Consider the following 20,556-nt stretch of genomic DNA (forward strand, 5'->3'; position numbering starts at 1 on the left):
GGATTCATGTGACACGCTTTAGGTCTTTGTTTTTATGCATGCTGTTCTGCCAAACCCGGGGCCACTTTTGGGTGACATGCACTAAGCCAGGATGTTGACGGCGCGGGCTGCGACCAGCGCGATCGTCAGCAGCGAGATCATCGCTTCCGCCATCATCAGCAGCTTGGCGCGCTGGGAGAGCGGCAAGGTGTCGGTCGGCGAAAACGCCGTGGCATTGGTGAAGGCGAGGAAGAAATAGTCGACGAAACCCGGCAGCCAGTCGCGGATCTCGCGGTCGTTCAAGGTCATTTGCGGGAACAGGAAATCGGAATGGGCGCGCTTGACGAGGCCGCAGGTTGGCGGCCCACCGCGGTCGGTGCTCCAGAACCACAAGGCAAAGACGATGACATTTGTGACCCAGATGTTGAGCGCGTCGATCAGCAGCGTCTCGCCGCTGGAGCCGGCATGGCCCGCCAGCAAGGCGCGCACCAGGAACACCAGCGCCCCGCAATTCATGACGCTGACGACGCCGGTCATCACCAGCGCCGTCCTGCGGATCATGATGCGAAACCGGCCGATCAGATACCAGTGCTCGTCCTCGATCGCCTTCTGGGTGGCAACCTGTGTCCAGGCGGTGGCGATGGACAGCGGCACGAGCAAGGTGGCCTCCAGCGCCGGCGCCAGCCAGCGCGGGCCAAACGAAAGATCGTTGATCACCAGGAGCTGCAGACAGATGATGACGAGGACAGCCGCACGCGCCAGCCAGAAGTCGAGCGCGCGGTGGTGGATGACGGCATGGTGGTGACGCATCGAATATCCGGGATGTTCAGACAGGATCAAAATGTGCGGGTTGTTCTGCCGGGGAGGGCAACGGAGCGTCGAAATTCCCGCTCAATCTTGGTCTTGCAATGGCCGGCAAGTATACTTTTTCGTAAGCTTTGAGGTTGGGGCTATTCGGAAAACCGGACGATGTGGTTTAAGCGCCGCATGGTCGGAATCGATGACTCCATGGATGGTTGGGCGCCGGCGGGGCTGACTGCTGCGGGCCTGCGCTCGTCATCGGTCTGGCCAGGTCTGCTTCGCCATCCCTGGTATTTGCTGGCGCTTTTATGCCTGATGCAGATCCTTTGCTGGACGCTGGTGCCGGCGCTGGTCGATCCGGCACCCCCCGGCGATGTCGTGGAAGGCTTCATGTGGGGCCGCGAATGGGTGCTTTTGACCTACAAGCATCCGCAGCTCCCCGGCTGGCTGCTCGAGATCAGCCATCTCCTGACGGGATCGTTTCGCTGGCCGCAATATCTGCTCGCCCAGTTGACGATCTCCTCAACTTTCATCCTGGTTTATCTGCTGGCCCGCGACATGCTCGGGCAAAATCGCGCGCTGGCCGCCGTGCTGTTGATGCCGTCGGTCTATTTCTTCGGCTGGCCGACGCCGCAATTCAATCATGATTATGCGCAGATGCCGTTCTGGGCCGCCATCTGCTGGCTGCTGTGGCGCGCTGGCCGTGGCGGCGGGCCTGGTTGGTGGCTGGCGCTCGGGCTGGTGTCGGGCGTCGGGCTCTATGCCAAGTTCTCCACCGGCCTGCTGCTTGTGTTCGGCGCTCTCTGGCTGCTGTCCGACGCGCGGGCGCGCAGCCGGCTGGCGACGCCGTGGCCATGGCTCGGCCTTGCCGTTTTTCTCGCGGTCGCCGCGCCGCTGGCCATCGCGCTCTACCGCCTCGATTTCCTGCCACTGACTTATTTCGCCGACCGCGACGCATGGGTTATCGAGCACCGTGCACGCCTTTATTATATCGGTGTCCAACTGGCCGGGCTCTCCGGCTTTCTCCTGGTGCTGGCAATATCAGGGCTGCTGCGACGCTCGCCGGCCCCTGAAAGGCCGGTCGAGCGCGGCACGCTCGTCTACCTCCTGTGGATGGGACTTGGGCCGGCGGTGCTCGTCATGGCGGCCTCGTTGATCACCGGCACCGGCGAGGCCTGGGGCGCGCCGATGTACAACCTTGTCGGTGTCGTGGTGCTGGCCTTTGCTGGCCACCGGCTCGGCACCATCGAGATGCGAAGGCTGGCGATCTGCGCCTTCATCTGCATCGTCACCATGTCGGGCGCCTATGCGGCCATCCGCTGGACGGACTGCAATGTGCGGGGGCGCATGGACGCCGTCTGCTGGCCGGCGCAGCCGATCTCGGACGAGGCCGAAGCGGTCTGGCACGCGGCGGCGCCCGGCCGGCTCGACATTGTCGGCGGCGATACCAATCTCGCCATGCTGGCCGGCCTCGATGCCTATGACAAGCCGTCGATCTTCACCGACCTCAACATGCGGTTCGCACCTTGGATAACCAGGCAGCGGCTGCTTGATCACGGCATGCTTATGGTCTGGTCGGGGCACGGCGTGCCGCCGCGGCTGCGGGCATGGCTGGGCAACGTTCCGGTCAAGACCGTTCTTTTCAACTGGTCGCGTGAAGCGCCGCCTGTGCCAATCAGTTTTGCCGCCATTTTGCCTGGTACGCGCAGCTTGCCGGTTGCGATCGATAGCCGGACCCGGCATCCGCGCAGCTGAAGTCAGCCGCGCGGTCCAATCTCGCTTCGCGTCGCGGTATTTCGTTCGCTCATGGCCAGTTGGGCTGCTGCGGGCTTCCGGGCGACTGGACGAAACCGGCGACAATGCCCATTTATGGGGAGATCCAATTTTGTTTGCGCAATTCCCGACGGGAAACCGTTACACAGCTGGAATTGCTTTGTGAGGAGACGTGACATGGCGACTTCGACCGAACGCGCAGTGCTTGCCGGTGGCTGTTTCTGGGGCATGCAGGATCTGATACGGCGCTATCCCGGCGTCATCTCCACTCGTGTCGGTTATAGCGGCGGCGATGTACCCAACGCCACCTACCGCAACCACGGCAGCCACGCCGAAGCCATCGAGATCAATTTCGATCCGGCGGTGATCAGCTTCCGCACGCTGCTGGAGCGCTTTTTCCAGATCCACGATCCGACGACGCGCAATCGCCAGGGCAACGATGTCGGGATGAGCTATCGTTCGGCGATCTACTACACCAGCGACGAGCAAAAGCGCGTCGCGGAAGACACCATCGCCGATGTCGATGCCTCCGGCCTGTGGCCCGGCAAGGTCGTCACCGAAGTCGCGCCGGCCGGTGCCTTCTGGGAGGCCGAGCCCGAGCACCAGGACTATCTGGAGAAATATCCCAACGGCTACACCTGCCATTTTGTCAGGCCGGGCTGGAAGTTGCCGGTTCGCGAGAAGGCGGTTTCGTAACATCCACACTGGTCGCGGGACCGTGCCCGCAGCTGTCCTATTAACAAAGAGCCGCGGAGCAAATGCTCCGCGGCTTTTTCAGTGCTTGGTAGTGAGCTTACTTGCCGCAGTTGTTGTCATTCACGGTTGGCGCCGTCGCATTGCCGTTGGCATCGGACTGCGCGCCCTGCGGGTTGGTCGGACAATTCTTGTCCGCGTTGGAATTCATATCACCGGGGGCAGTGGTCGTGCTGTTGGTCGCCGACGAGTCAACGTTGTTGGGGTCAACTGTGTTGGGCGAAGCAGGGGTGGCCGGGTCTACCGTCACGGACTTGCCGCTGCCGCTTCCATCAGCGCCATTCGCGCCTGTGCTTTGCGCCATGGCGGACGTGGCAAGAGCAACGGTGAAAGCCGAAGCTGCGAGGATTTTCATGAACATGGTCTGTCTCCATTTCTGTGAATTCGTCGCTTCGCGACTGGTGAGACAACCTCTCGGGCCGATGAAAGTTCCCGATAAAATTCGACGTCCTGAGGCGGTGCCCGGTTCGCATCCAACGTCAGACTTGGCGAAATGCTTTCGGCATAGAGGCTCGAAAAAAATGCTTTCCCGATCGACCGAATGGTGCTTTAACGCGCCCATCCACAGGGGTGCTCCGTACGGTCGGGGCTGAGACGGGGGCGGCAAGCCCACAGACCCTAGAAGCTGATCTGGGTAATACCAGCGGAGCGAGGCGGGCGATGTTTTCAGGCGCACAGATTTCCCTATATCCCATGGCCGACGATTTCGTCGGCGTCATCCTTGGCGCGCTCGGTGCGCTCGATCCCTGGCGGGACAGGCTCAGGATCGAGACCGACGACATCTCGACCTTGCTGGTCGGGCCACCCGAAGTGTTGTTCCCGGCTTTGCGCGACCTGTTCGTGGCGGCGGCGCGCAGCGGCAAGCATTGCGTGCTGTCGGCAACCATTTCGCGCGGCTGCCCGGGCGAGCCGGACGATCCGATCTGCCGCACCGATACTCTTGGCGGGCCTGTCGGGCCGCTTGGCCCCCGCAAGGAAGCCGCCATCACTGCCGTGCGCAATGCTGCCGCCACCGGCCAGCCGGCGGCGGCGCAGTTCTCGCTCTATGTGATGGGTATCGGCGACCACATGGACGAGATCTATGGTTGCATCGATTTCCTGAAGCAGTCCGGCGTCTATGATCGCTCCAAGAATTTTTGCACCAAACTGCGCGGCGATACGGGCGCGATCTTTTCGGCGCTGAATGAGGCCTTCTGCCGCTTCGGGCCGGGGGCCGGCCACGTAACCCTCGACGTCACGGTCTCGGCCAATAGCCCGTCGGCTGTCTAGCCGGCGGCGCTTCTGCGCGACCCGTCAAAGGTTATTCCCGTGGTCTCATCATCAGTCGCGTTGCGCTCGTTCGCGGGTTCCCTTGCCAAGGCAATACCCGCTGTCCTCTCGGTTGGATTGCTCCTTGCGGCGTGGGAGCTCTACGCCACCTATTCCGGCATCAAGCCGACGATCCTGCCGGCGCCGTCACGCGTCTTCCAACAGGCGATGCTCAATCGTGAAGCGCTGATCGACAACGCCATTCCCACCATCAGCGCAACGCTGATCGGCTTTGCGTGTTCGCTGAGCGCCGCCTTCGTTCTGTCAATGCTGGTCGATTTTTTCCGGCCGTTGCGGCGCGCGCTGTTTCCGGTCTTCATCGTCAGCCAGACCTTGCCGCTGGTGGCGATCGCGCCGCTGGTGGTGCTATGGTTCGGCTTCGGGCTGATGCCGAAGATCCTGCTGGTGGCGCTGGTTACCTTCTTTCCGATGCTGGTGGCTCTGGTTCAGGGTTACGAGGCGACGGAGGCCGAGATCGGCCAGATGCTGCGCGCCATGGGGGCAGAGCGCTGGCGCGTCTTCATGCTGGCGCGGCTGCCTTCGGCGCTGCCCTATTTCTTCGCCGGCCTGCGGATCTCCATCACATATGCCGTGGTCGGCGCGATCTTCGCCGAATATGCGGGCGCGGCCAAAGGGCTCGGCATCTACATGCTCAACGCCAAGAACAATTTCCGCCCCGATCTGGTGCTGGCCGCCGTCGGTGTCAGTGCCGCGCTCACCCTCATCCTGTTTGGGCTGACGGTGTTTTTGCAGCGCCTCGCCATGCCCTGGGAGCGGGCCGGCCGGCAGCCTACGCGAAAGGGGACGCGGCGATGAGCCGGCTCGAATTGCGGCACGTGCGCAAGGCGTTTGGCGGGCTCGATGTGCTCGCCGACATTTCGCTCAACGTCGGTGCCGGCGAATTCGTCTCGATCCTTGGGCCTTCGGGCGCCGGCAAGTCGACGCTTTTCCAGCTTCTGACGGGTGCGGAGCACGGCGGGGGCGAAATGCTCTTCGACGGTGCGCCGCTCGACGACCATGGCAGGCATTTCGCCTTCATGCCGCAGCGCGATGCACTGATGCCGTGGCGGCGCATCCTCGACAACGCGACGCTCGGGCTCGAGGTGCAAGGCGTCAAACGCAACGCAGCGCGGGCACGTGTTGCGCCGTTGTTTGCCGAGTTCGGGCTTGCCGGCTTCGAGCGGCATTTCCCGGCGCAGCTTTCGGGCGGCATGCGCCAGCGCGCGGCGCTTTTGCGCACCGTCGTGCAGCAGCGCGACATGCTTTTGCTCGACGAGCCATTCGGCGCGCTCGATGCACTGACGCGCACAGCCATGCAGCGCTGGCTCGAACAGATGTGGCGGGAGCATCGCTGGACGGCACTGCTGATCACCCATGATGTGCGCGAGGCGGTGTTCCTGTCCGACCGCATCTATGTGCTGTCGGCACGCCCGGCCCGTGTACTGCGTGAGATCCGGGTGCCGCTGCCGCGCCCGCACGATCCGACGGGCGCCGCCGCGCTCGAGGCCGAAATCCTCGACATTTTGCTCAACCCTCAACCATCCAAAGGACATGACCATGACTGACCTGACGCGCCGGCAGGCCTTGCTGCTTACCCTTGCCAGCGGCCTTCCGCTGGTTACCGGATCAAGCCGCTCCTTGGCGGCAACGCAAAAAGTCACCGTCGCTCTCGACTGGACTGTCAACACCAACCACATCGGGTTGTTCGTCGCCCGTGACAAAGGGTTCTATGGCGAGGCCGGCCTCGAGGTGGATATCCTGCCCTACAGCGATACCGGTGCCGGCACGCTGGTCGCCAACCGCGTTGCCGACTTCGGCATCAACGGCACCATCAGCCTGTTCACCCAGAAAACCGCCGGGGCCGATTTGAAGGGCGTGTATGCGGTGGTGCAGTCCGAAACCGGCAGGGTGGTGTTCAATGCCGCGCGCAGCGAAATCAAAAGCCCCAGGGATCTTGACGGCCTGACCTATGGCGGTTTCGGCGGTGCCTGGGAAAACGCGCTGATCTCGACAATCATCCGTCACGACGGCGGCAAGGGCAATTTCGAGACCGTGACGCTCGGCACCTCCGCCTACGAGGCGCTGGCCAATGGCTCGGTCGACTTCACGCTCGAGGTCTCGACCTGGGAGGGTGTGGAGGCCGAACTCAAAGGCATCATGCAGCGCAGCTTCGTCTATGCCGACTATGGCGTGCCCGACGAGCACACGACGCTGATCTCGTCGAGCGAAGCATATCTCCAGGCAAACCCGGAACTGGCGTCGGCCTTCGTCCAGGCAACGCGCCGCGGCTATCAGTTCACCGTCGATCATCCCGGGGAAGCCGCCGCGCTGCTGATCGCCGCCAACAAGGATGCCTTGACCAATCCGGCATTGATCGAGGCGTCGCTGAGGGCGCTGATCGACGGGCAATATCTGCGCGGGAAAAACGGCGCCATCGGCACGATGGATTCGGCCAAGATGGACGCGATCGGCGACTATCTCTTCACCGCCGGCATTTTGCGCGATGCTGACGGCAAAGTGCTGACGCAGCGCCCGGATTTCGCGAAGTATTTCAGCAATTCAACTCTAGGCTAGGCATGGTGCTCCGACGTCCAGGCAAGCTGCGAGGTCGCTCGCGCCCAGGGCCGCGGCGTTCTTGTGGTAGCCGCTGCCCATTTGTGTTTGACCTTGGCTTCCCCGGTCCGGCTTCGTGTCTTGCAGGCCCGCGCCCGACAATGTCCGAGCATGATCGCATACCCGACGCAGATTCCGATTGGCATCATTCCGATCTTGCCGGTTAACCGCCCGGCAATGCTTGCATGCAATGGTCCTCCTCTGAGGACCACCGGGGTGTTTGCCTTGCTCATGCCAAAAAGTGAAACGCTGTCGCGCTCCGATCAGGTCGCGATATCCGAAGCGCGCAAGCGCGAGATCCTGGTCGATCTTCGCGAAGGTTTCTTTCGCGCCTGCGCCCTGGCGTGCGCGGGGCTGTTTGTCTATCGCGGCGTACACCAGCTGTTGGAGGATCCCACGCGGCTCAATGCAGCGCTGGCGGCGATGTCCGAGATCCTTACCTTCACCTGGCTGCTGTTGTCGCGGCGCCCGGTCACGCGTGACTGGAATCCGCTCACGGTCATCGTCTCCATCACCGCCAGTTTCGGAGTTGTGCTGATCAGCCTGGAGCCCGGCACAGCATTTGTTCCCGTCGATATTGCCGCGCCGCTGCAGATCCTGGCGCTGTTGTTCGTCATCTGGGGCAAGGCTTCTCTGGGCCGCTCCTTTGCTATCCTGCCTGCCAATCGTGGTGTGATGACCGGCGGCGCATACCGGATTGTGCGGCACCCGATCTATGCCGGCTATCTTGCCGGACACATTCTCTTCCTGCTGTCGGCCTTTTCCTTCCACAATTTCGCGGTCTATGCCGTCATCACCTATATGCAGCTGTATCGTATCCTGCGCGAGGAGGCTTTGCTGTCCGCGCTGCCCGAATATCGCGACTATATGAAGCGCGTGCCCTACAGGCTGTTGTTCCGGGTTTTCTGAAAACAGCACGGCCGGCAGAAACAAGGCGGCCGTGGCTTCGACCGATTTAGGCAGTTACCCTTCCAAGCCCTGTGCCGATTACCGCGGCATTGATGATATCGCGCCCCTGACGAGAGCGATTGCCGTTCCATCACGCCCTTGGAGCATCTCCAGGCCACCGCTGAGTGGTCCCATCCCTATCGACACCTCACCACAAAGAGTCACAGCCGACGACCGGCCCGTTCAAAGGCGCCTGAGGACGAAAAATCGTTTTTCTTCGACATGAATATGATATATCGATTATTCGGCTATTTTCCAAATAATATTTTTTACAATTGAAGTATACATTTATTATTATTGTCGTTTGCGAGTTTCTACAATTAATACCATCAGATTATTCTGCATTGGCCGATGCGAAACTCAATCTCTTCTTCTGCGTAGCTGGATTTGCAATCGGCCGTGTGCCGACTGCCTTAGCGCAACGACAACAGGAGAGTGTTATGGCTTTTACCATCAGAACAGTCGCCAGTGTGTTGGCAGGTAGTGCAATAGTCGTCGTTCTATCCTTGCCGGCAAATGCCGCAGGGCTCGGTGTTGGGGTCGGTGCCTCGGTTGGCGGCAGCGGCGGCGTCAATGCCGGCCTCGGTGCCTCGGTCGGTGGCAGCGGCGGCATTAGTGCCGGTGCCGGTGCTTCCGTCGGTGGCAGCGGTGGCGTCAACGCCGGAGCCGGCGCCAATGTCGGTGGCTCGAACGGCGTCAGCGCCGGGCTCGGCGCTTCGGTTGGCGGCAGCAATGGCATCAATGCCGGGGCTGGCGCCAATGTCGGTGGGGCAGGCGGCGTCACCGCTGGGCTCGGCGCCAATGTTGGCGGCACGGGCGGGATCGGTGTTGGTGTCGGCCTCGGCATCGGCGGCGGAACCAATCCCAGCAATCCGTCGAACCCGAGCAATCCGTCCAATCCCAGCAACCCGAGCAATCCCAGCCATCCTAACCTGCCAGGCGTGGTGGCTCAGATGTCGGATGGCAAGATCGCGCGGATGAAGAAGCGCTGTGCCGACGTGCTCAGCGATAGCGGCACCTATGATCGCGACCTGCGTCAGCTTTGCCTGCTGATCGCAAGCCGCTGAGGCTAAGAGTGCCGGGATCGGAAGTGCACAACCAGCCGTGAGGCTTTGACGGCACTCTCCTGGCCTCCGGCCGGTCGGAAAGCCCGCCATTTCGGCGGGCTTTCTGTTGTCGATATTCTAGCAAACCGGACGCTGTTGCCAGGCTGTCGATCCGTTTGAAGGTTGCGGATTTGGTGCCTATTCGCTGATACCTCTCGATGGGTCCAATTGTCTCGAATTGGCCGGTATGCGGGTAACTGTACCACAGGTTGTCAAATGTATTTTAGCAACCAATGATAGAGACCGAAGGTTGGTCATACAGCCGGTTTTCAAGTCCGGTTTGTTCGAAACAACCCAGGGAGAGACTCATGTTTGGTATCGCAAAAAGACTTTCCAAGATCCTCGCGGGCAGTGCTGTCGTGGCCGTTCTATGCATGCCGGCGCACGCCGCCGGAATTGGCGTTGGCGCCGGCGCTTCGGTCGGCGGTGGTGGCGGCGTTAATGCCGGTGCTGGTGCTTCAGTTGGCGGCGGCGGTGGTATCAATGCCGGCGCCGGTGCATCGGTCGGTGGCGGCAATGGCGTCAATGCGGGCGCAGGAGCCAGCATCGGTGGCAACAACGGGGTCAACGCAGGCCTCGGTGCGTCAGTGGGGGGCCAAAACGGTGTTGGCGTCGGCGCGGGTGTCGGTATCGGCAAAGGCGTCGGTGCCGGTGTCGGCATTGGTGTGAGCGGAACAAATCCGAGCACGCCAAGCAACCCGTCCAACCCCAGCAAGCCTGGCCTGCCAGGCGTCGTCGCCGAGATGTCGGACAGCCAAGTGGCGCGGATGAAGAAGCGCTGCGTCGACGTGCTGGCCAGTTCAGGCGGCTACGACCGCGACCTGCGGCAGCTTTGCCTGCTGATCGCGCGCCGCTAAGGCGGTAAACGTCATGAGGCCCGCTGCCGCAAGGTGGCGGGCCTTCATTTTGCCGGCGAACGGTCTGCGTGCGCGCGCCTCTTCATAATCACGCGGAACGGTAAGGCTGTTCGAACGTTCTCGTCTTCGAAACATCGCATGCGACGATGTTCAAACCGGCGTGTCAGCGCCTACAGGAGCGGGAAAAACACCATGAGCATCGGCACCATCCTCATCATCATTCTTGTCATCGCGCTGCTGGGCGGCTTCAGCGGTCTCGGCGGCGGGCCGTTCTATGGCACCGGCTATTACGGCGGCGGCGGCCTCGGGCTTGTGCTGCTGATCATTATCGTCCTTGTCGTGTTAGGGCGGATCTAGCGGCTCTCAAGCCATGGGACAATCGCGATCACGTGACCGCTGAACGAAGGGAATGCACCGGATTGTGATGGAAGCAAGCCGGCTTGTGATCCAAAATTCTTCGCGACTCTCGTATGGTTATTGCGGTCCACACCCCCCGTGGAAACAAGAGGAGAGGGTCCCACCCCTTCATCCTCCTCCAAGGCCCGCCCCGGCTTACCGGAGCGGGCTTTGCTTTGAGCCAGGGAACCGCCTTCGAGACAGTTGAGTTGCGGAAGGCTTCCCAATGCCCGCAACACTCAGAATGACACTGTGCGAAATTCGCGATGACCTTCACCTCCTGCGGCGGATGGTGGCGGCTCGCGGCCATATAGAGACCATCCAGGGTATCGACGCGCTGATCGGCATCGCGGAAGCCGAGGCCATCAAGGGCATCAGCCGTATTGATCGCCGCATCTGAAGGGAAAGAGGACCGGATGAACGTCACGGAGATGACGCGGCAGGACTGCATTGCCCTGTTGAAGACGCAACGCCTTGGCCGGCTGGCCTGTGTGCGCGACCTCAGCCCCTATGTGGTGCCAATTCATTTTGCCTTCGGAGATGATTCCATTTTTAGTTTCTCGCTTCCCGGCAGGAAGGTCGAGTGGATGCAGGCCAATCCCCATGTCTGCCTTCAGGTCGATGATGTGGGCGGTATCAATGGCTGGAAGAGTGTCGTCGTGGACGGACTCTTCGAGGAACTGCCCAAAGGGCCTGATCTGGATGACAGTGCCGCCGGTGTTGAAAGGATGATTGCCCCGGTAGACGTCGACCGCAGATTTGCCTGGTCGCTTCTTGCCGCGCACGCGAACTGGTGGGAACCAGGCGCGCTGAAACCGGACCATGCCCCGACAGTTACAGGCAGCCATCTCTTTTATCAGATCAGGATCGAGGCGATATCCGGAAGGCAGGCCTCGTGGTAGCGGTTTTACGCAGCGCGCGGTACCCGCGAGGTGAAAGTCGCGCGGGTCACCGACACGCTGGTGCCGTCGGTGTCGCTGATCGTTTCCACCTTGGCCTCCAGCTGTCTGACCAGTGCCTCGACGATGGCTGTTCCAAGACCGGTGCTCGGCAAGTCGTTGGCGATCTTGCCGACGCCATTGTCCGATACCGTCAGTTTCCAGTCACTGCCCGCGGTCTCGAACGTCACCTGGATACAGGCGCCGGCCTTCTCCCTGGGGAAGGCATATTTGATGGCGTTGAGGACGAGTTCGGTGACGATCAGCCCCAGGCTAACCGCCCTTTGCGAATCCATTCTGCCGCCTTCGGCCGTGACATTGACCGTGATCGGCTGGGCTTCGCCGATCATGGATGAGGCGAGGCTGCTGCACAGTTTCGGCAGGTAGGAGCCGACATCGATCTCGTCGATGCCGACAGAGGTGTGGAGGTGGCGTTGCACCTCGGCCACGGACAGAACACGCTGGTGGGCGTCCTTGAGATGCTGGCGCGTCTCTTCCGAGGTGACGGAGCGTGCCTTTAGCAACAGGATGCTGGCGATGATCTGCAGGCTGTTGGCGACCCGGTGCTCCATTTCGCGCAACAGCACGTCCTTCTGCTGAAGCAGATCCTCGGTGCGGCGCAGCAATTCTTCCTTTTCGCGCTCGATGACACGGCGAACCGTAATGTCGTTAAAGGCGAGAAGGATGGTGATCGCCGAGCTGTGATCGTAAAGCACCTTGCGGGCGTTGAGCAGCATGGTGCGGCGGCCGATCCGCGGGAAATCATGCTCGACCTCGAAACCGTCCATCGCGGTCTTCTCGGGAATGATTGTCTCCAGCAACACACGAAGGGCGGGAATGTCCCATTGACCGTCGCCGAGCGCGTAGAGCAGCGTGCCCTGGGTCTGCTCCGGATCGACTTCAAATGTCTTGTAGAAGGAACGGCTGGCGGCCAGCACGCGGAACTTCTCATCAAGCACGAGAAACGGCTCGGTGATCGTATTGACGATCGCCTGCGCCAGCGTCTGCGCATCCTCGATATTCGCGATGGGTTGAAACATGGGCGCAAAGCCAGACGAGCAGCGTTTTGCCACTCCAAGCACCAGCCCTATACCTTTGCTTGACCGTTGTCGCGAATTGAATCCGAGGGCACGGCGGTGTGATGATCCGTCCCGTCTCAGCTGATTGCAGTTTGCTATGTCAAATTTGAATGACGGCGCATCGTTAGTGGTGCGATCGATGATCCGTTCGTGGCGGCCGGTCTTTCGGATGCCCTCACCGGTCGCGCGAGGAACCCGTTGCCTTCGGGGGGAGGCGGCGGGTTTTTTGCTGCCATCGAATAGAAAAAGGCGAGCACCTAGCCCGCCTTCTTCCAGCTGTTCTGTTCAGGCATGTGCCCAAACCGATGCGTCAGTTCGCGCCGCCGAGCTGCTTGGTCATCTTACAGAAATTGTCATGCGACTTGGCAATGGCCTTGTCGCCGCATTCCTTCATCATGCCTGCGCGGTCTTCTTCCTTCATGGCCATCCAGGCAGTCTTGAATTCCGCCTCCGACTTCATGGTCTTCATGCCGGCATCGGTGAAGAACGGCGACATCTTTGCCGGATCATCGAGCGCTGACGTGCCCGTGCTGGTGCCTGCGAGCGCCGAGCCAGTCATCATTGCAAGCGCCATAGCGCCCATCGTGAGCATCTTGAAGTTCATCTGGAAATTCCTCTCTGTAGAGGTCATTGGAATAAACGACCTGCAGACAAACGGAGTCGAGAGAAAACAGTTCCTTTGGATGAATATATATTAAAACCACATTTTATTTTTTCGACTCTGCTTGGGATGCCGTCGAGTAATTGGGCTGTGGCGATGTTTATAGCCTGGTCGCCGACAATGGGTGCGTGCCAGATCCTGGCGCCAATAGATCACTCCATGTCCGGGACGTCGCCGCTGACAAACAGCGTGGTTGGCGGGCCGTAGTCCCCGACTGTCGGGTCGGCATCGCGGCTCCAGGCGATGACACCGACATGTTTCGCCGCCAGTCCTCGGGCGGTGCGTATGGCGCGGTCTTCGCTCTGCTGGTCGGCGGGCCCGAAGGCCGGAAACAATTCACCGTCATCGCCGCGATCGAACGCGACCACGACGATCAGCTTGGGGTTTTTATGCTCTGTTGAATGGGACATGGTGCTCCTTCAAGGCGGAACCTATCACACTACCGGACCAAGGGGTCGGCTGTCTGGCTTGCCACCGTATTTTGCGGGGATCTCTGGAGCTCGCTGCCTGCTTGAGCCGTCTTCCGCATCTGATTGACTCGCGTTTTGTCGCCGTATATTGAACAGGACTATACAGGTTCACTGAACAGGTACGCATATGAAGCGGCGCGTAGTTCAACTGTCTCCCGGCACGGGCAAGCCCGAGCAGATCGCGACCGTTCTGGAACATGAAATCCGCTCCGGCGTGCTCGGTTTCGGCGACCGCCTGCAAAGCGAGAACGAGCTCGTCCAGCGCTTTTCCGTCAGCCGCAACACCGTCCGCAAGGGCCTCGAGGAACTGTCCAGCCGCGGGCTTATCACCACCAAGGTCGGCATCGGCTCCTTCGTCACCTTCGACGGCAAGCCGGTCGACGATTCGATCGGCTGGTCGCGGGCGCTGGCCAATGCCGGCGCCAATGCCGAGACGCGGACGCTGCGGCTGGAGGTCATCGAAGACCCCGATCTGGCTGCCTTGCTGGGGATCGAAAGCCCGTTCTTCATCGCTGTCGACCGCGTACGAACCAATGCCAGCGACGGCCATGCGATCTCCATCGAGCGCAGCCGCCTGCCGCTGTCGCCGGAGCTGGAGGATGTGCCGCTGCGCGGCCTGCGCGAAGGGTCGCTGCACCAGACGCTGCGCGGCGCCGGCCTCATTCCCGACCATGGCGAGGAATGGGTCGGCATCGAGATGCTCAATGCCGAGGATGCGGCCATACTCGGCTGCCCGCAAGGCACGCCCTTCCTGCGCGGACGGCGGCTGACCCGCGCCGCTGATGACCGGCCGATCGAATATGTCACCAGCCTGCTCAACCCTGCGCATTTCGCGCTGCATATGAGGTTTTGAGCGATGCCGGACAACACCATGCTCGATCGCGCTATCGGCGCGCTTGTCGGTGGGGCGCTGGGAGATGCGCTCGGCATGCCGACGCAGCTTTTGTCGCCGGCCCGGATTGCCGAGCTCTACGGCCATGTCGAGAATTTCATCGCGCCCTTCGCCGGCCATCCGGTGTCGAAGGGACTGCTGGCCGGCACCATCACCGACGATACCGAACAGGCGCTGCTGCTCGGCCGCATTCTGGTCGAATCGGGCGAGCGCTTCGACCACGCGCGCTGGGTCAACGCGCTGCTTGACTGGGAGCGCCAGGTCAAGGCGCGCGGCAGCTACGATCTCTTGGGGCCGTCGACCAAGCGTGCCATCGACGCCATCAACAATGGCGTGCCGGCGGAAGAAGCAGGGCGCAGCGGCGACACCAATGGCGCGGCCATGCGCATTGCGCCGGTCGGCATCCTGATGCCGCTGGAGCCGCTCGAGGCATTCGTTGCCAAGGTGGCCGAGACCTGCCGGGCCACCCACAACACGTCGATCGCCATAGCTTCTGCCGCCGCCGTCGCGGCCGCCGTCAGCCGTGGCGTCTCCGGTGGTGACTGGCGCGCTGCCTCCGACAGCGCCGTCGCCGCGGCCAGACGAGGGGCGACGCTTGGCCATTGGGTGACCGGTGGCGACATCGCCGCGCGCATCGTCTGGGCGCAGGACCTGGTGCGCGGCAAGGTGAAGAAGGACGCGATAAGGCTGATCACCGATCTGGTCGGTACCGGCGTTGCCAGTCAGGAATCCGTTCCGGCGGCCTTCGCGGTGCTGGAAGTCGCCGGCGGCGATCCCTGGCAAGCCGCGGTCATCAGCGCCAATCTCGGCGGCGACACCGACACGATCGGTGCCATCGCGGCCGGCATGGCTGGCGCCTGCACCGGTTTTTCACGGTTGCCGCAGCAGCATGTCGCCCGGCTCGTCGGCATCGACATGTCGGAGGTTCGTGCGCTTGCGGGCGACCTCGTGGCGGCAAGGGTGGTGAAAGCCGGTTCCGGCAAGGACGCGGCGGCATGAGCGGGCGTCTCGTCCATGTCGGCAGTGCTGTGGTCGACTATGTCTACCGTATCGACGCCTTGCCGGCGCCAGGCACCGAGAAAACGGCATCGAGCTTTGCCCAGGTCGCCGGTGGCGGCTTCAATATGATGGTCGCTGCCACCCGCACCGGCATGACGGTGGTGTTCGGCGGCCAGCTCGGCCGTGGACCGAACGGCGATTTTTTGCGCGCTGCTTTCACTGCGGAAGGCATCGAGACGCTGACGCCGCCATCGTCCGTCATGGACAGCGGCAATTGCGTTGCCATGATCTCAAGCGATGCCGAACGCACCTTTGTCTCGTGGCCCGGCGCGGAGAGTGTGCTCAGCCTCGACATGATGGCGCCGGTGGTGGTCGCGCCTGACGATTGGGTGTTCACCTCGGGCTATACGCTGAGCTATCCCGACAGCCGCGAAGTGCTCACCGACTGGATCGAGGCGCTGCCGGCAAACATTCCCTTTGTCTTCGACCCGACGCCGGTCATTTCAGACATTCCGCGTCCTGTCCTGTCGCGGGTGCTTGCGCGCACGACGTGGCTCAGCTGCAACGCCACGGAAGCCGCCGAAATCGCCGGTGACGGTGATGTCGAGGCCCTGGCTATTTGGCTGCTTGCCGAGCATTGCCCGCAGGCTACCGGTGTCGTCATCCGCTCCGCCGCCAAGGGCTGCCATGTCAGGCTGGCCGACGGCACGGCGCAGACCATCGGCGGATTCAAGGTTGCCGCCATCGACACCAATGGCGCCGGCGACACCCATATCGGCGCTTTCGTCAGCGCATTGGCGCGCGGGATCACGCCCTTCGAGGCTGCGCGCTACGCCAATGCGGCAGCGGCGATTTCGGTTACCCGCCATGGCGGTTCATCGGCGCCAACCGACGTGGAAATCCAGACTTTCCTGTGCCAGGCCGCCGCGACCGGCGTGCAGGGCCAGACAAAGAAGGCCCATCAGACAGCCTGACAAGCCCGGGAAGCGGGCAAACAAAGAGAGGAACCAACCATGCGCATGCCAAGACTGACTGCTCTCTTGACGGCGACTGCCGTCTTCACCACTGCACTCACGCTGGCCGCCAGTGCCGCCGAAGTGCATGTGCTCAACTGGAAAGGCTACGGCGCCGACGAGCCATGGGCCGTTGAGGCCTTCGAAAAAGCGACCGGCAACAAGGTCGTCAACGATTTCTTCAATTCCGAACAGGAAATGCTGACCAAGATCCGGACCAATCCCGGCCTCTACGACGTCGTCATGATCAACGCCGCCTTCAACGACCAGGCGATGGCGGAAAAGCTGATCCAGCCGATTGATGTGTCGAAACTGCCGAACTATGCCGACATCAGCAAGGACAAGGCCGGTTCGCCGATGCTCGACCATGACGGCAAGGTCTATGGCGTGCCGTGGGTGTGGGGCCTGACGGCGCTCGCCATCAACGAAAAGTCCTTCGACAAGCCGCCGACGTCGATCGCCGAAATGTGGGATGCCGCCCACAAGGGCCGTGTCGTCATTCGCGACGACGCCGTCGAGGCGGTCCAGTTCGGCGCCATCGCCACCGGCCAGAACATCAACGACATCAAGGATATGGATGCGGTCAAGACGAAGCTCACTTCGCTGATGCCGCAGATCAAGACGTTCTGGAGTTCGGAAAACGACTGGAACCAGATGGTCGCCTCCAACCAGATCGACATCGGCACCTATTGGAGCGGATCGGCTGACCGCGCCAAGACCCACTTCAAGCTGCCGGTCTCGCTGGTCATTCCAAAGGAAGGCGCCGTCGCCTGGCTCGACGCCTTCTCCATTCCGGCCGGTTCCAAGAATGTCGAAGGCGCGCAGGCCTTCATCAACTACATGATCGACCCGAAATTCTATGTCGAATGGGTCACCAAGGTCGGCGCCCCTGTCTCGGCCAACACAAAGGCGGTGGAAGCGCTGCCTGAAGATGCCTTCAACCGCAAGGTGATGGGTGATCCCGAGGTCGCCAAGCGCATCCAGTTCCAGGCGCCGATCACCGACGCCCAGCGCGAGGCCTATCTGGCGCTCTGGCAGCAGCTCAAGGTCGACGTGAAGTAAAGTTCGCGTCCGGACCAGCCGGCGGTTCGCGCCGGCTGGCTCTTGCAATCCTGGGGAGGAGGGTGCCATGGCAGTAGAGGGAGCGATTGCGTCGCGAAGCGGGCTGAGATCGGCTCTGCCGTTGTTGGCGCCAGCCTATCTCTGGCTGACGGTGGCGATCTTCCTGCCGCTGTCGGCCATGGTCTTCTTCTCCTTCATGACAGAGCTGCCGCTGTCGGGAAAGCCTTGGGCCTTCACGCTTGGCAACTACGCCGCCTTCTTCTCGCAGAGCCTCTATCTGACACTGCTGCTCGCCTCGTTGCGGCTCGGCCTCGAAGTGACGCTGTGGTGTGTCGTCATCGGCTATCCCGCAGCCTATGTGCTGGCCAAGGTGCTGAAAGGGCGCAGCCGCGAGGCGATCTTCCTGCTCGTCATCCTGCCGTTCTGGTCGAACGGGCTGGTACGCATCTTCTCCTGGGCGATGGTGTTGCGCGAAGGTGGCATTCTCGACACGGCGCTCAATGCCGTGCTGCCGTTCAAGATCAACATTGATCTCATGTATTCCTACCCGGCCGTCATTATCGGCCTGGTGCACTCCTACGTGCCCTACATGGTGCTGACCTGCTATCTCACCTTGCAGGCGATCGACGACTCGCTGATCGAGGCTGGGCGCTCGCTCGGCGCCTCGCGGCTGCAGGTGCTGAAGCGGGTGATCATACCGCTGTCGATGCCCGGCCTGGTGGCGGGTGCGGCACTTATCTTCGTCCCCGTCGTCGGTTCGTTCATGGAGCCGCGCATCCTCGGTGGCCGCACCGGCACCTTCTACGGCACTGTCATCGAGGACCAGTTCGTCGCCGTGTTCAACTGGCCGCTCGGAGCCGCACTGTCCTTCATCCTGCTTGCCGTCGTGCTGGTCATCCTGGCTGTTGCCTCGCCGGTGCTGCGGAGGGCTGCGTGATGATGACCACGCGTATCCTGGAAGGGCTTGGCCGCCTCTACGTCGGACTGCTGCTCGCCTTCCTCTATCTGCCCATCATCATCATGGCGCTGATGTCGTTCAACGTCTCGCCCTTCTACCAGTTGCCGTTCGAATGGACGACGGAATGGTACACGTCGCTGTGGCAGGACAATCAGATCATCGCCGCGACATGGAACAGCCTCGAAATCGCGGTCATCACCACGATCATCTGCGTGGTGCTCGGCTCGGCGGCATCGCTGGCGCTTTTTCGTTATGAGTTTCGCGGCAAGAAGTTCCTGCAGGCGCTGCTGTTCCCGCCGATCGCCATTCCGTGGCTGATCACCGGCACGGCGATGCTGATCTTCTTCTTCGGCGTCGGCATCGGGCGCGGCCTGTTCGCCATCCTGCTCGGCCATGTCGCGCTGGCGCTCCCCTATGTCATCGTCGTCGTCTCCGCCCGGCTGCAGACTTTCGCGCCGGAACTCGAAGAGGCGGCGCGCTCGCTCGGTGCCAACCAATGGCAGGTAACGAGGCGCGTCACGTTGCCCTGGATTATGCCGGGCGTGATTGCCGGCGGGCTGTTTGCCTTTGCGGTGTCGTTCGACCAGTTCGTCGTCTCCTATTTCCTGGCGACGCCGGGACAGACGACGCTGCCGGTCGAGATCTATGCCGCGATCCGCAAGGGTTTCACGCCCGAGATCAATGCGGTTTCGACCATCATCATTGTCGTGTCGATGGCGCTCATGCTGCTCACGGCGCGGTTCTTCAAATTCGGCGGAGAGAAATAATGGCCGGCGTGCAGGTATCGAACGTCTCGCGCAGCTTTGGCGCGCACAAGGCGCTGGACGACGTCTCCATCGATTTCGCCGATGGCGGCTTCTATGCGCTGCTCGGGCCATCGGGCAGCGGCAAGACCACGCTGCTGCGCCAGATCGCAGGTTTCGACTTTCCGGACTCTGGCCGCATCGCCATCGGTGGCGAAAGCGTGGAACGGGTGCCGGTCGAAAAGCGGCGCATTGGCATGGTGTTCCAGAACTATGCGCTGTTTCCCAATATGAGCGTCGCCGACAATGTCGCCTTTGGCCTGTCGGTGCGCGGCGAGGCCAAGGCCGTGATTGCGACGGAAGTGCAGCGTGCGCTCGATCTCGTGCAGTTGGGCAAGCTCGGCGGCCGCCGTCCGCACCAGCTGTCCGGCGGCCAGCGGCAGCGCGTCGCACTTGCCCGCGCCATCGTCACCAAGCCGCGCGTGCTGTTGCTCGACGAGCCGCTCGGCGCGCTCGACAAGGCGCTACGCGTCGACATGCAGATCGAGCTCAAGCGCATCCAGCGCGAGATCGGCATCACCACCATCTTCGTCACTCACGACCAGGAAGAAGCGCTGACGATGAGCGACCGCATCGGCATTCTGCGCGACGGGCGGGTGGTGCAGGAAGGGCCGCCGGAGGAGATCTACGACCGGCCGAAAAGCGAGTTTGCAGCCACCTTCCTCGGCGACGCCAACATCTTTCGCGGCGACTCGACCGGCAATGGCATCCGGTTGCCGGACGGTACGGCAATTGCCGCTGGGGTGGGCGCTACGCTTGCAGCTGGTGCCAAGGCGAGCTGTGCCGTTCGGCCGGAGCGCATTCGGATTGCGACGGATGCCGGGACTTCAGACGGCCATGACAATACGCTGAAGGGCCAGGTCTCCAAGCGCATCTTCGCTGGCAACAACAGCACGTATTTTGTCGAGCGTGCCGGCCAGACGCTGAAGGTCATCGTGCAGAACACCGGTGCCGACAGGCTGGCCGAAGGGCAGGATGTGGTGCTGCGTTGGTCGCCGGAAAGTACGGTGTTGATCGCTGCGGGGTAGGTGGCGCTGTCGCCGGCTGGGACCGGTTTCATTCCTTGTCGCCCCCTCTGTCCTGCCGGACATCTCCCCCTCAAGTGGGGAGATTGGCAGCCTCAACGCCGCCGCTCTTTCTTCAACGC

At 62.1% G+C, this 20,556-nt stretch carries 24 protein-coding genes and 1 riboswitch; of the genes, 19 read left to right on the forward strand and 5 right to left on the reverse strand.

Going from position 1 to position 20,556, the window contains the following annotated elements:
* Nucleotides 1-81: 81 nt before the first annotated feature.
* Nucleotides 82-789, reverse strand: a complete 708-nt coding sequence (locus ACZYHG_RS18080; protein ID WP_464609716.1) for a hypothetical protein — start codon at nt 787-789, stop codon at nt 82-84.
* Nucleotides 790-948: 159 nt separating this feature from the next.
* On the opposite strand from ACZYHG_RS18080, the gene ACZYHG_RS18085 reads away from it, so the two are divergent.
* Both ACZYHG_RS18085 and msrA read left to right on the forward strand, forming a co-directional pair.
* Nucleotides 949-2,535 carry a glycosyltransferase family 39 protein gene (locus ACZYHG_RS18085; protein WP_464609717.1) on the forward strand — a complete coding sequence of 529 codons (1,587 nt, stop codon included), beginning with the start codon at nt 949-951 and terminating at the stop codon, nt 2,533-2,535.
* 195 nt (nt 2,536-2,730) lie between these two features.
* Complete coding sequence (gene msrA / locus ACZYHG_RS18090) at nt 2,731-3,249, forward strand: peptide-methionine (S)-S-oxide reductase MsrA (protein WP_464609718.1); 519 nt, start codon at nt 2,731-2,733, stop codon at nt 3,247-3,249.
* A 97-nt stretch (nt 3,250-3,346) separates the two neighbouring features.
* Here msrA and ACZYHG_RS18095 read toward each other — a convergent pair whose 3' ends face one another.
* Complete coding sequence (locus ACZYHG_RS18095; protein ID WP_464609719.1) at nt 3,347-3,667, reverse strand: hypothetical protein; 321 nt, start codon at nt 3,665-3,667, stop codon at nt 3,347-3,349.
* Nucleotides 3,668-3,862: 195 nt separating this feature from the next.
* Nucleotides 3,863-3,976: riboswitch (TPP riboswitch) on the forward strand.
* Between ACZYHG_RS18095 and ACZYHG_RS18100 the strand changes: the two genes are divergently transcribed.
* The 10 genes from ACZYHG_RS18100 (at nt 3,967) to ACZYHG_RS18145 (ending at nt 11,436) form a co-directional block, all read left to right on the forward strand.
* Nucleotides 3,967-4,575: a YkoF family thiamine/hydroxymethylpyrimidine-binding protein gene (locus tag ACZYHG_RS18100; RefSeq protein ID WP_464609720.1), complete on the forward strand. Its 609-nt coding sequence runs from the start codon at nt 3,967-3,969 to the stop codon at nt 4,573-4,575. (Overlaps the previous riboswitch by 10 nt.)
* A gap of 39 nt (nt 4,576-4,614) precedes the next feature.
* Nucleotides 4,615-5,430, forward strand: coding sequence for an ABC transporter permease (locus ACZYHG_RS18105; protein WP_464609721.1), 816 nt, complete (start codon nt 4,615-4,617; stop codon nt 5,428-5,430).
* Nucleotides 5,427-6,179, forward strand: a complete 753-nt coding sequence (locus ACZYHG_RS18110; RefSeq protein ID WP_464609722.1) for an ABC transporter ATP-binding protein — start codon at nt 5,427-5,429, stop codon at nt 6,177-6,179. The genes ACZYHG_RS18105 and ACZYHG_RS18110 overlap by 4 nt, the downstream gene beginning before the upstream one ends.
* Nucleotides 6,172-7,188 carry an ABC transporter substrate-binding protein gene (locus ACZYHG_RS18115; protein WP_464609723.1) on the forward strand — a complete coding sequence of 339 codons (1,017 nt, stop codon included), beginning with the start codon at nt 6,172-6,174 and terminating at the stop codon, nt 7,186-7,188. The genes ACZYHG_RS18110 and ACZYHG_RS18115 overlap by 8 nt, the downstream gene beginning before the upstream one ends.
* A 120-nt stretch (nt 7,189-7,308) precedes the next feature.
* Nucleotides 7,309-8,136: a methyltransferase family protein gene (locus tag ACZYHG_RS18120; protein ID WP_464609724.1), complete on the forward strand. Its 828-nt coding sequence runs from the start codon at nt 7,309-7,311 to the stop codon at nt 8,134-8,136.
* A gap of 479 nt (nt 8,137-8,615) precedes the next feature.
* Nucleotides 8,616-9,242, forward strand: a complete 627-nt coding sequence (locus ACZYHG_RS18125) for a hypothetical protein (RefSeq protein WP_464609725.1) — start codon at nt 8,616-8,618, stop codon at nt 9,240-9,242.
* Nucleotides 9,243-9,589: 347 nt separating this feature from the next.
* Nucleotides 9,590-10,138: a hypothetical protein gene (locus ACZYHG_RS18130; RefSeq protein ID WP_464609726.1), complete on the forward strand. Its 549-nt coding sequence runs from the start codon at nt 9,590-9,592 to the stop codon at nt 10,136-10,138.
* A 192-nt stretch (nt 10,139-10,330) separates the two neighbouring features.
* Complete coding sequence (locus ACZYHG_RS18135) at nt 10,331-10,495, forward strand: DUF3309 family protein (RefSeq protein WP_080680761.1); 165 nt, start codon at nt 10,331-10,333, stop codon at nt 10,493-10,495.
* A 265-nt stretch (nt 10,496-10,760) separates the two neighbouring features.
* The gene (locus tag ACZYHG_RS18140; protein WP_464609727.1) at nt 10,761-10,934 is read left to right on the forward strand and encodes a hypothetical protein; all 174 of its coding nucleotides are present in this window, start codon (nt 10,761-10,763) and stop codon (nt 10,932-10,934) included.
* A gap of 16 nt (nt 10,935-10,950) precedes the next feature.
* Complete coding sequence (locus tag ACZYHG_RS18145) at nt 10,951-11,436, forward strand: pyridoxamine 5'-phosphate oxidase family protein (RefSeq protein WP_464609728.1); 486 nt, start codon at nt 10,951-10,953, stop codon at nt 11,434-11,436.
* Between the two features lie 5 nt (nt 11,437-11,441).
* Here the strand turns inward: ACZYHG_RS18145 and ACZYHG_RS18150 are convergent, their stop codons facing one another.
* From ACZYHG_RS18150 to ACZYHG_RS18160, 3 genes are all read right to left on the reverse strand, one after another.
* Complete coding sequence (locus ACZYHG_RS18150) at nt 11,442-12,512, reverse strand: sensor histidine kinase (RefSeq protein WP_464609729.1); 1,071 nt, start codon at nt 12,510-12,512, stop codon at nt 11,442-11,444.
* Nucleotides 12,513-12,861: 349 nt separating this feature from the next.
* On the reverse strand, nt 12,862-13,155 hold the full coding sequence (locus ACZYHG_RS18155) for a hypothetical protein (protein ID WP_464609730.1): 294 nt from the start codon (nt 13,153-13,155) through the stop codon (nt 12,862-12,864).
* A 209-nt stretch (nt 13,156-13,364) separates the two neighbouring features.
* A complete protein-coding gene (locus ACZYHG_RS18160; protein WP_464609731.1) occupies nt 13,365-13,622 on the reverse strand; it encodes a hypothetical protein in 258 nt (85 codons plus the stop codon).
* Between the two features lie 187 nt (nt 13,623-13,809).
* Between ACZYHG_RS18160 and ACZYHG_RS18165 the strand changes: the two genes are divergently transcribed.
* The 7 genes from ACZYHG_RS18165 to ACZYHG_RS18195 all read left to right on the forward strand — a co-directional run bounded on the left by ACZYHG_RS18165 (nt 13,810) and on the right by ACZYHG_RS18195 (nt 20,437).
* Complete coding sequence (locus tag ACZYHG_RS18165; protein WP_464609732.1) at nt 13,810-14,535, forward strand: GntR family transcriptional regulator; 726 nt, start codon at nt 13,810-13,812, stop codon at nt 14,533-14,535.
* 3 nt (nt 14,536-14,538) lie between these two features.
* The gene (locus tag ACZYHG_RS18170; protein WP_464609733.1) at nt 14,539-15,573 is read left to right on the forward strand and encodes an ADP-ribosylglycohydrolase family protein; all 1,035 of its coding nucleotides are present in this window, start codon (nt 14,539-14,541) and stop codon (nt 15,571-15,573) included.
* Nucleotides 15,570-16,547 carry a PfkB family carbohydrate kinase gene (locus tag ACZYHG_RS18175; protein WP_464609734.1) on the forward strand — a complete coding sequence of 326 codons (978 nt, stop codon included), beginning with the start codon at nt 15,570-15,572 and terminating at the stop codon, nt 16,545-16,547. Before ACZYHG_RS18170 ends, ACZYHG_RS18175 begins: the two co-directional genes overlap by 4 nt.
* Nucleotides 16,548-16,586: 39 nt before the next feature.
* Nucleotides 16,587-17,648, forward strand: a complete 1,062-nt coding sequence (locus ACZYHG_RS18180; RefSeq protein ID WP_464609735.1) for an ABC transporter substrate-binding protein — start codon at nt 16,587-16,589, stop codon at nt 17,646-17,648.
* Between the two features lie 67 nt (nt 17,649-17,715).
* Complete coding sequence (locus ACZYHG_RS18185) at nt 17,716-18,585, forward strand: ABC transporter permease (RefSeq protein ID WP_464609736.1); 870 nt, start codon at nt 17,716-17,718, stop codon at nt 18,583-18,585.
* Nucleotides 18,585-19,373 carry an ABC transporter permease gene (locus ACZYHG_RS18190; RefSeq protein ID WP_464609737.1) on the forward strand — a complete coding sequence of 263 codons (789 nt, stop codon included), beginning with the start codon at nt 18,585-18,587 and terminating at the stop codon, nt 19,371-19,373. The genes ACZYHG_RS18185 and ACZYHG_RS18190 overlap by 1 nt, the downstream gene beginning before the upstream one ends.
* Nucleotides 19,373-20,437, forward strand: a complete 1,065-nt coding sequence (locus ACZYHG_RS18195; protein ID WP_464609738.1) for an ABC transporter ATP-binding protein — start codon at nt 19,373-19,375, stop codon at nt 20,435-20,437. Before ACZYHG_RS18190 ends, ACZYHG_RS18195 begins: the two co-directional genes overlap by 1 nt.
* The last annotated feature ends 119 nt before the right edge of the window (nt 20,438-20,556 follow it).

This window comes from Mesorhizobium subarcticum (genome assembly GCF_055456085.1).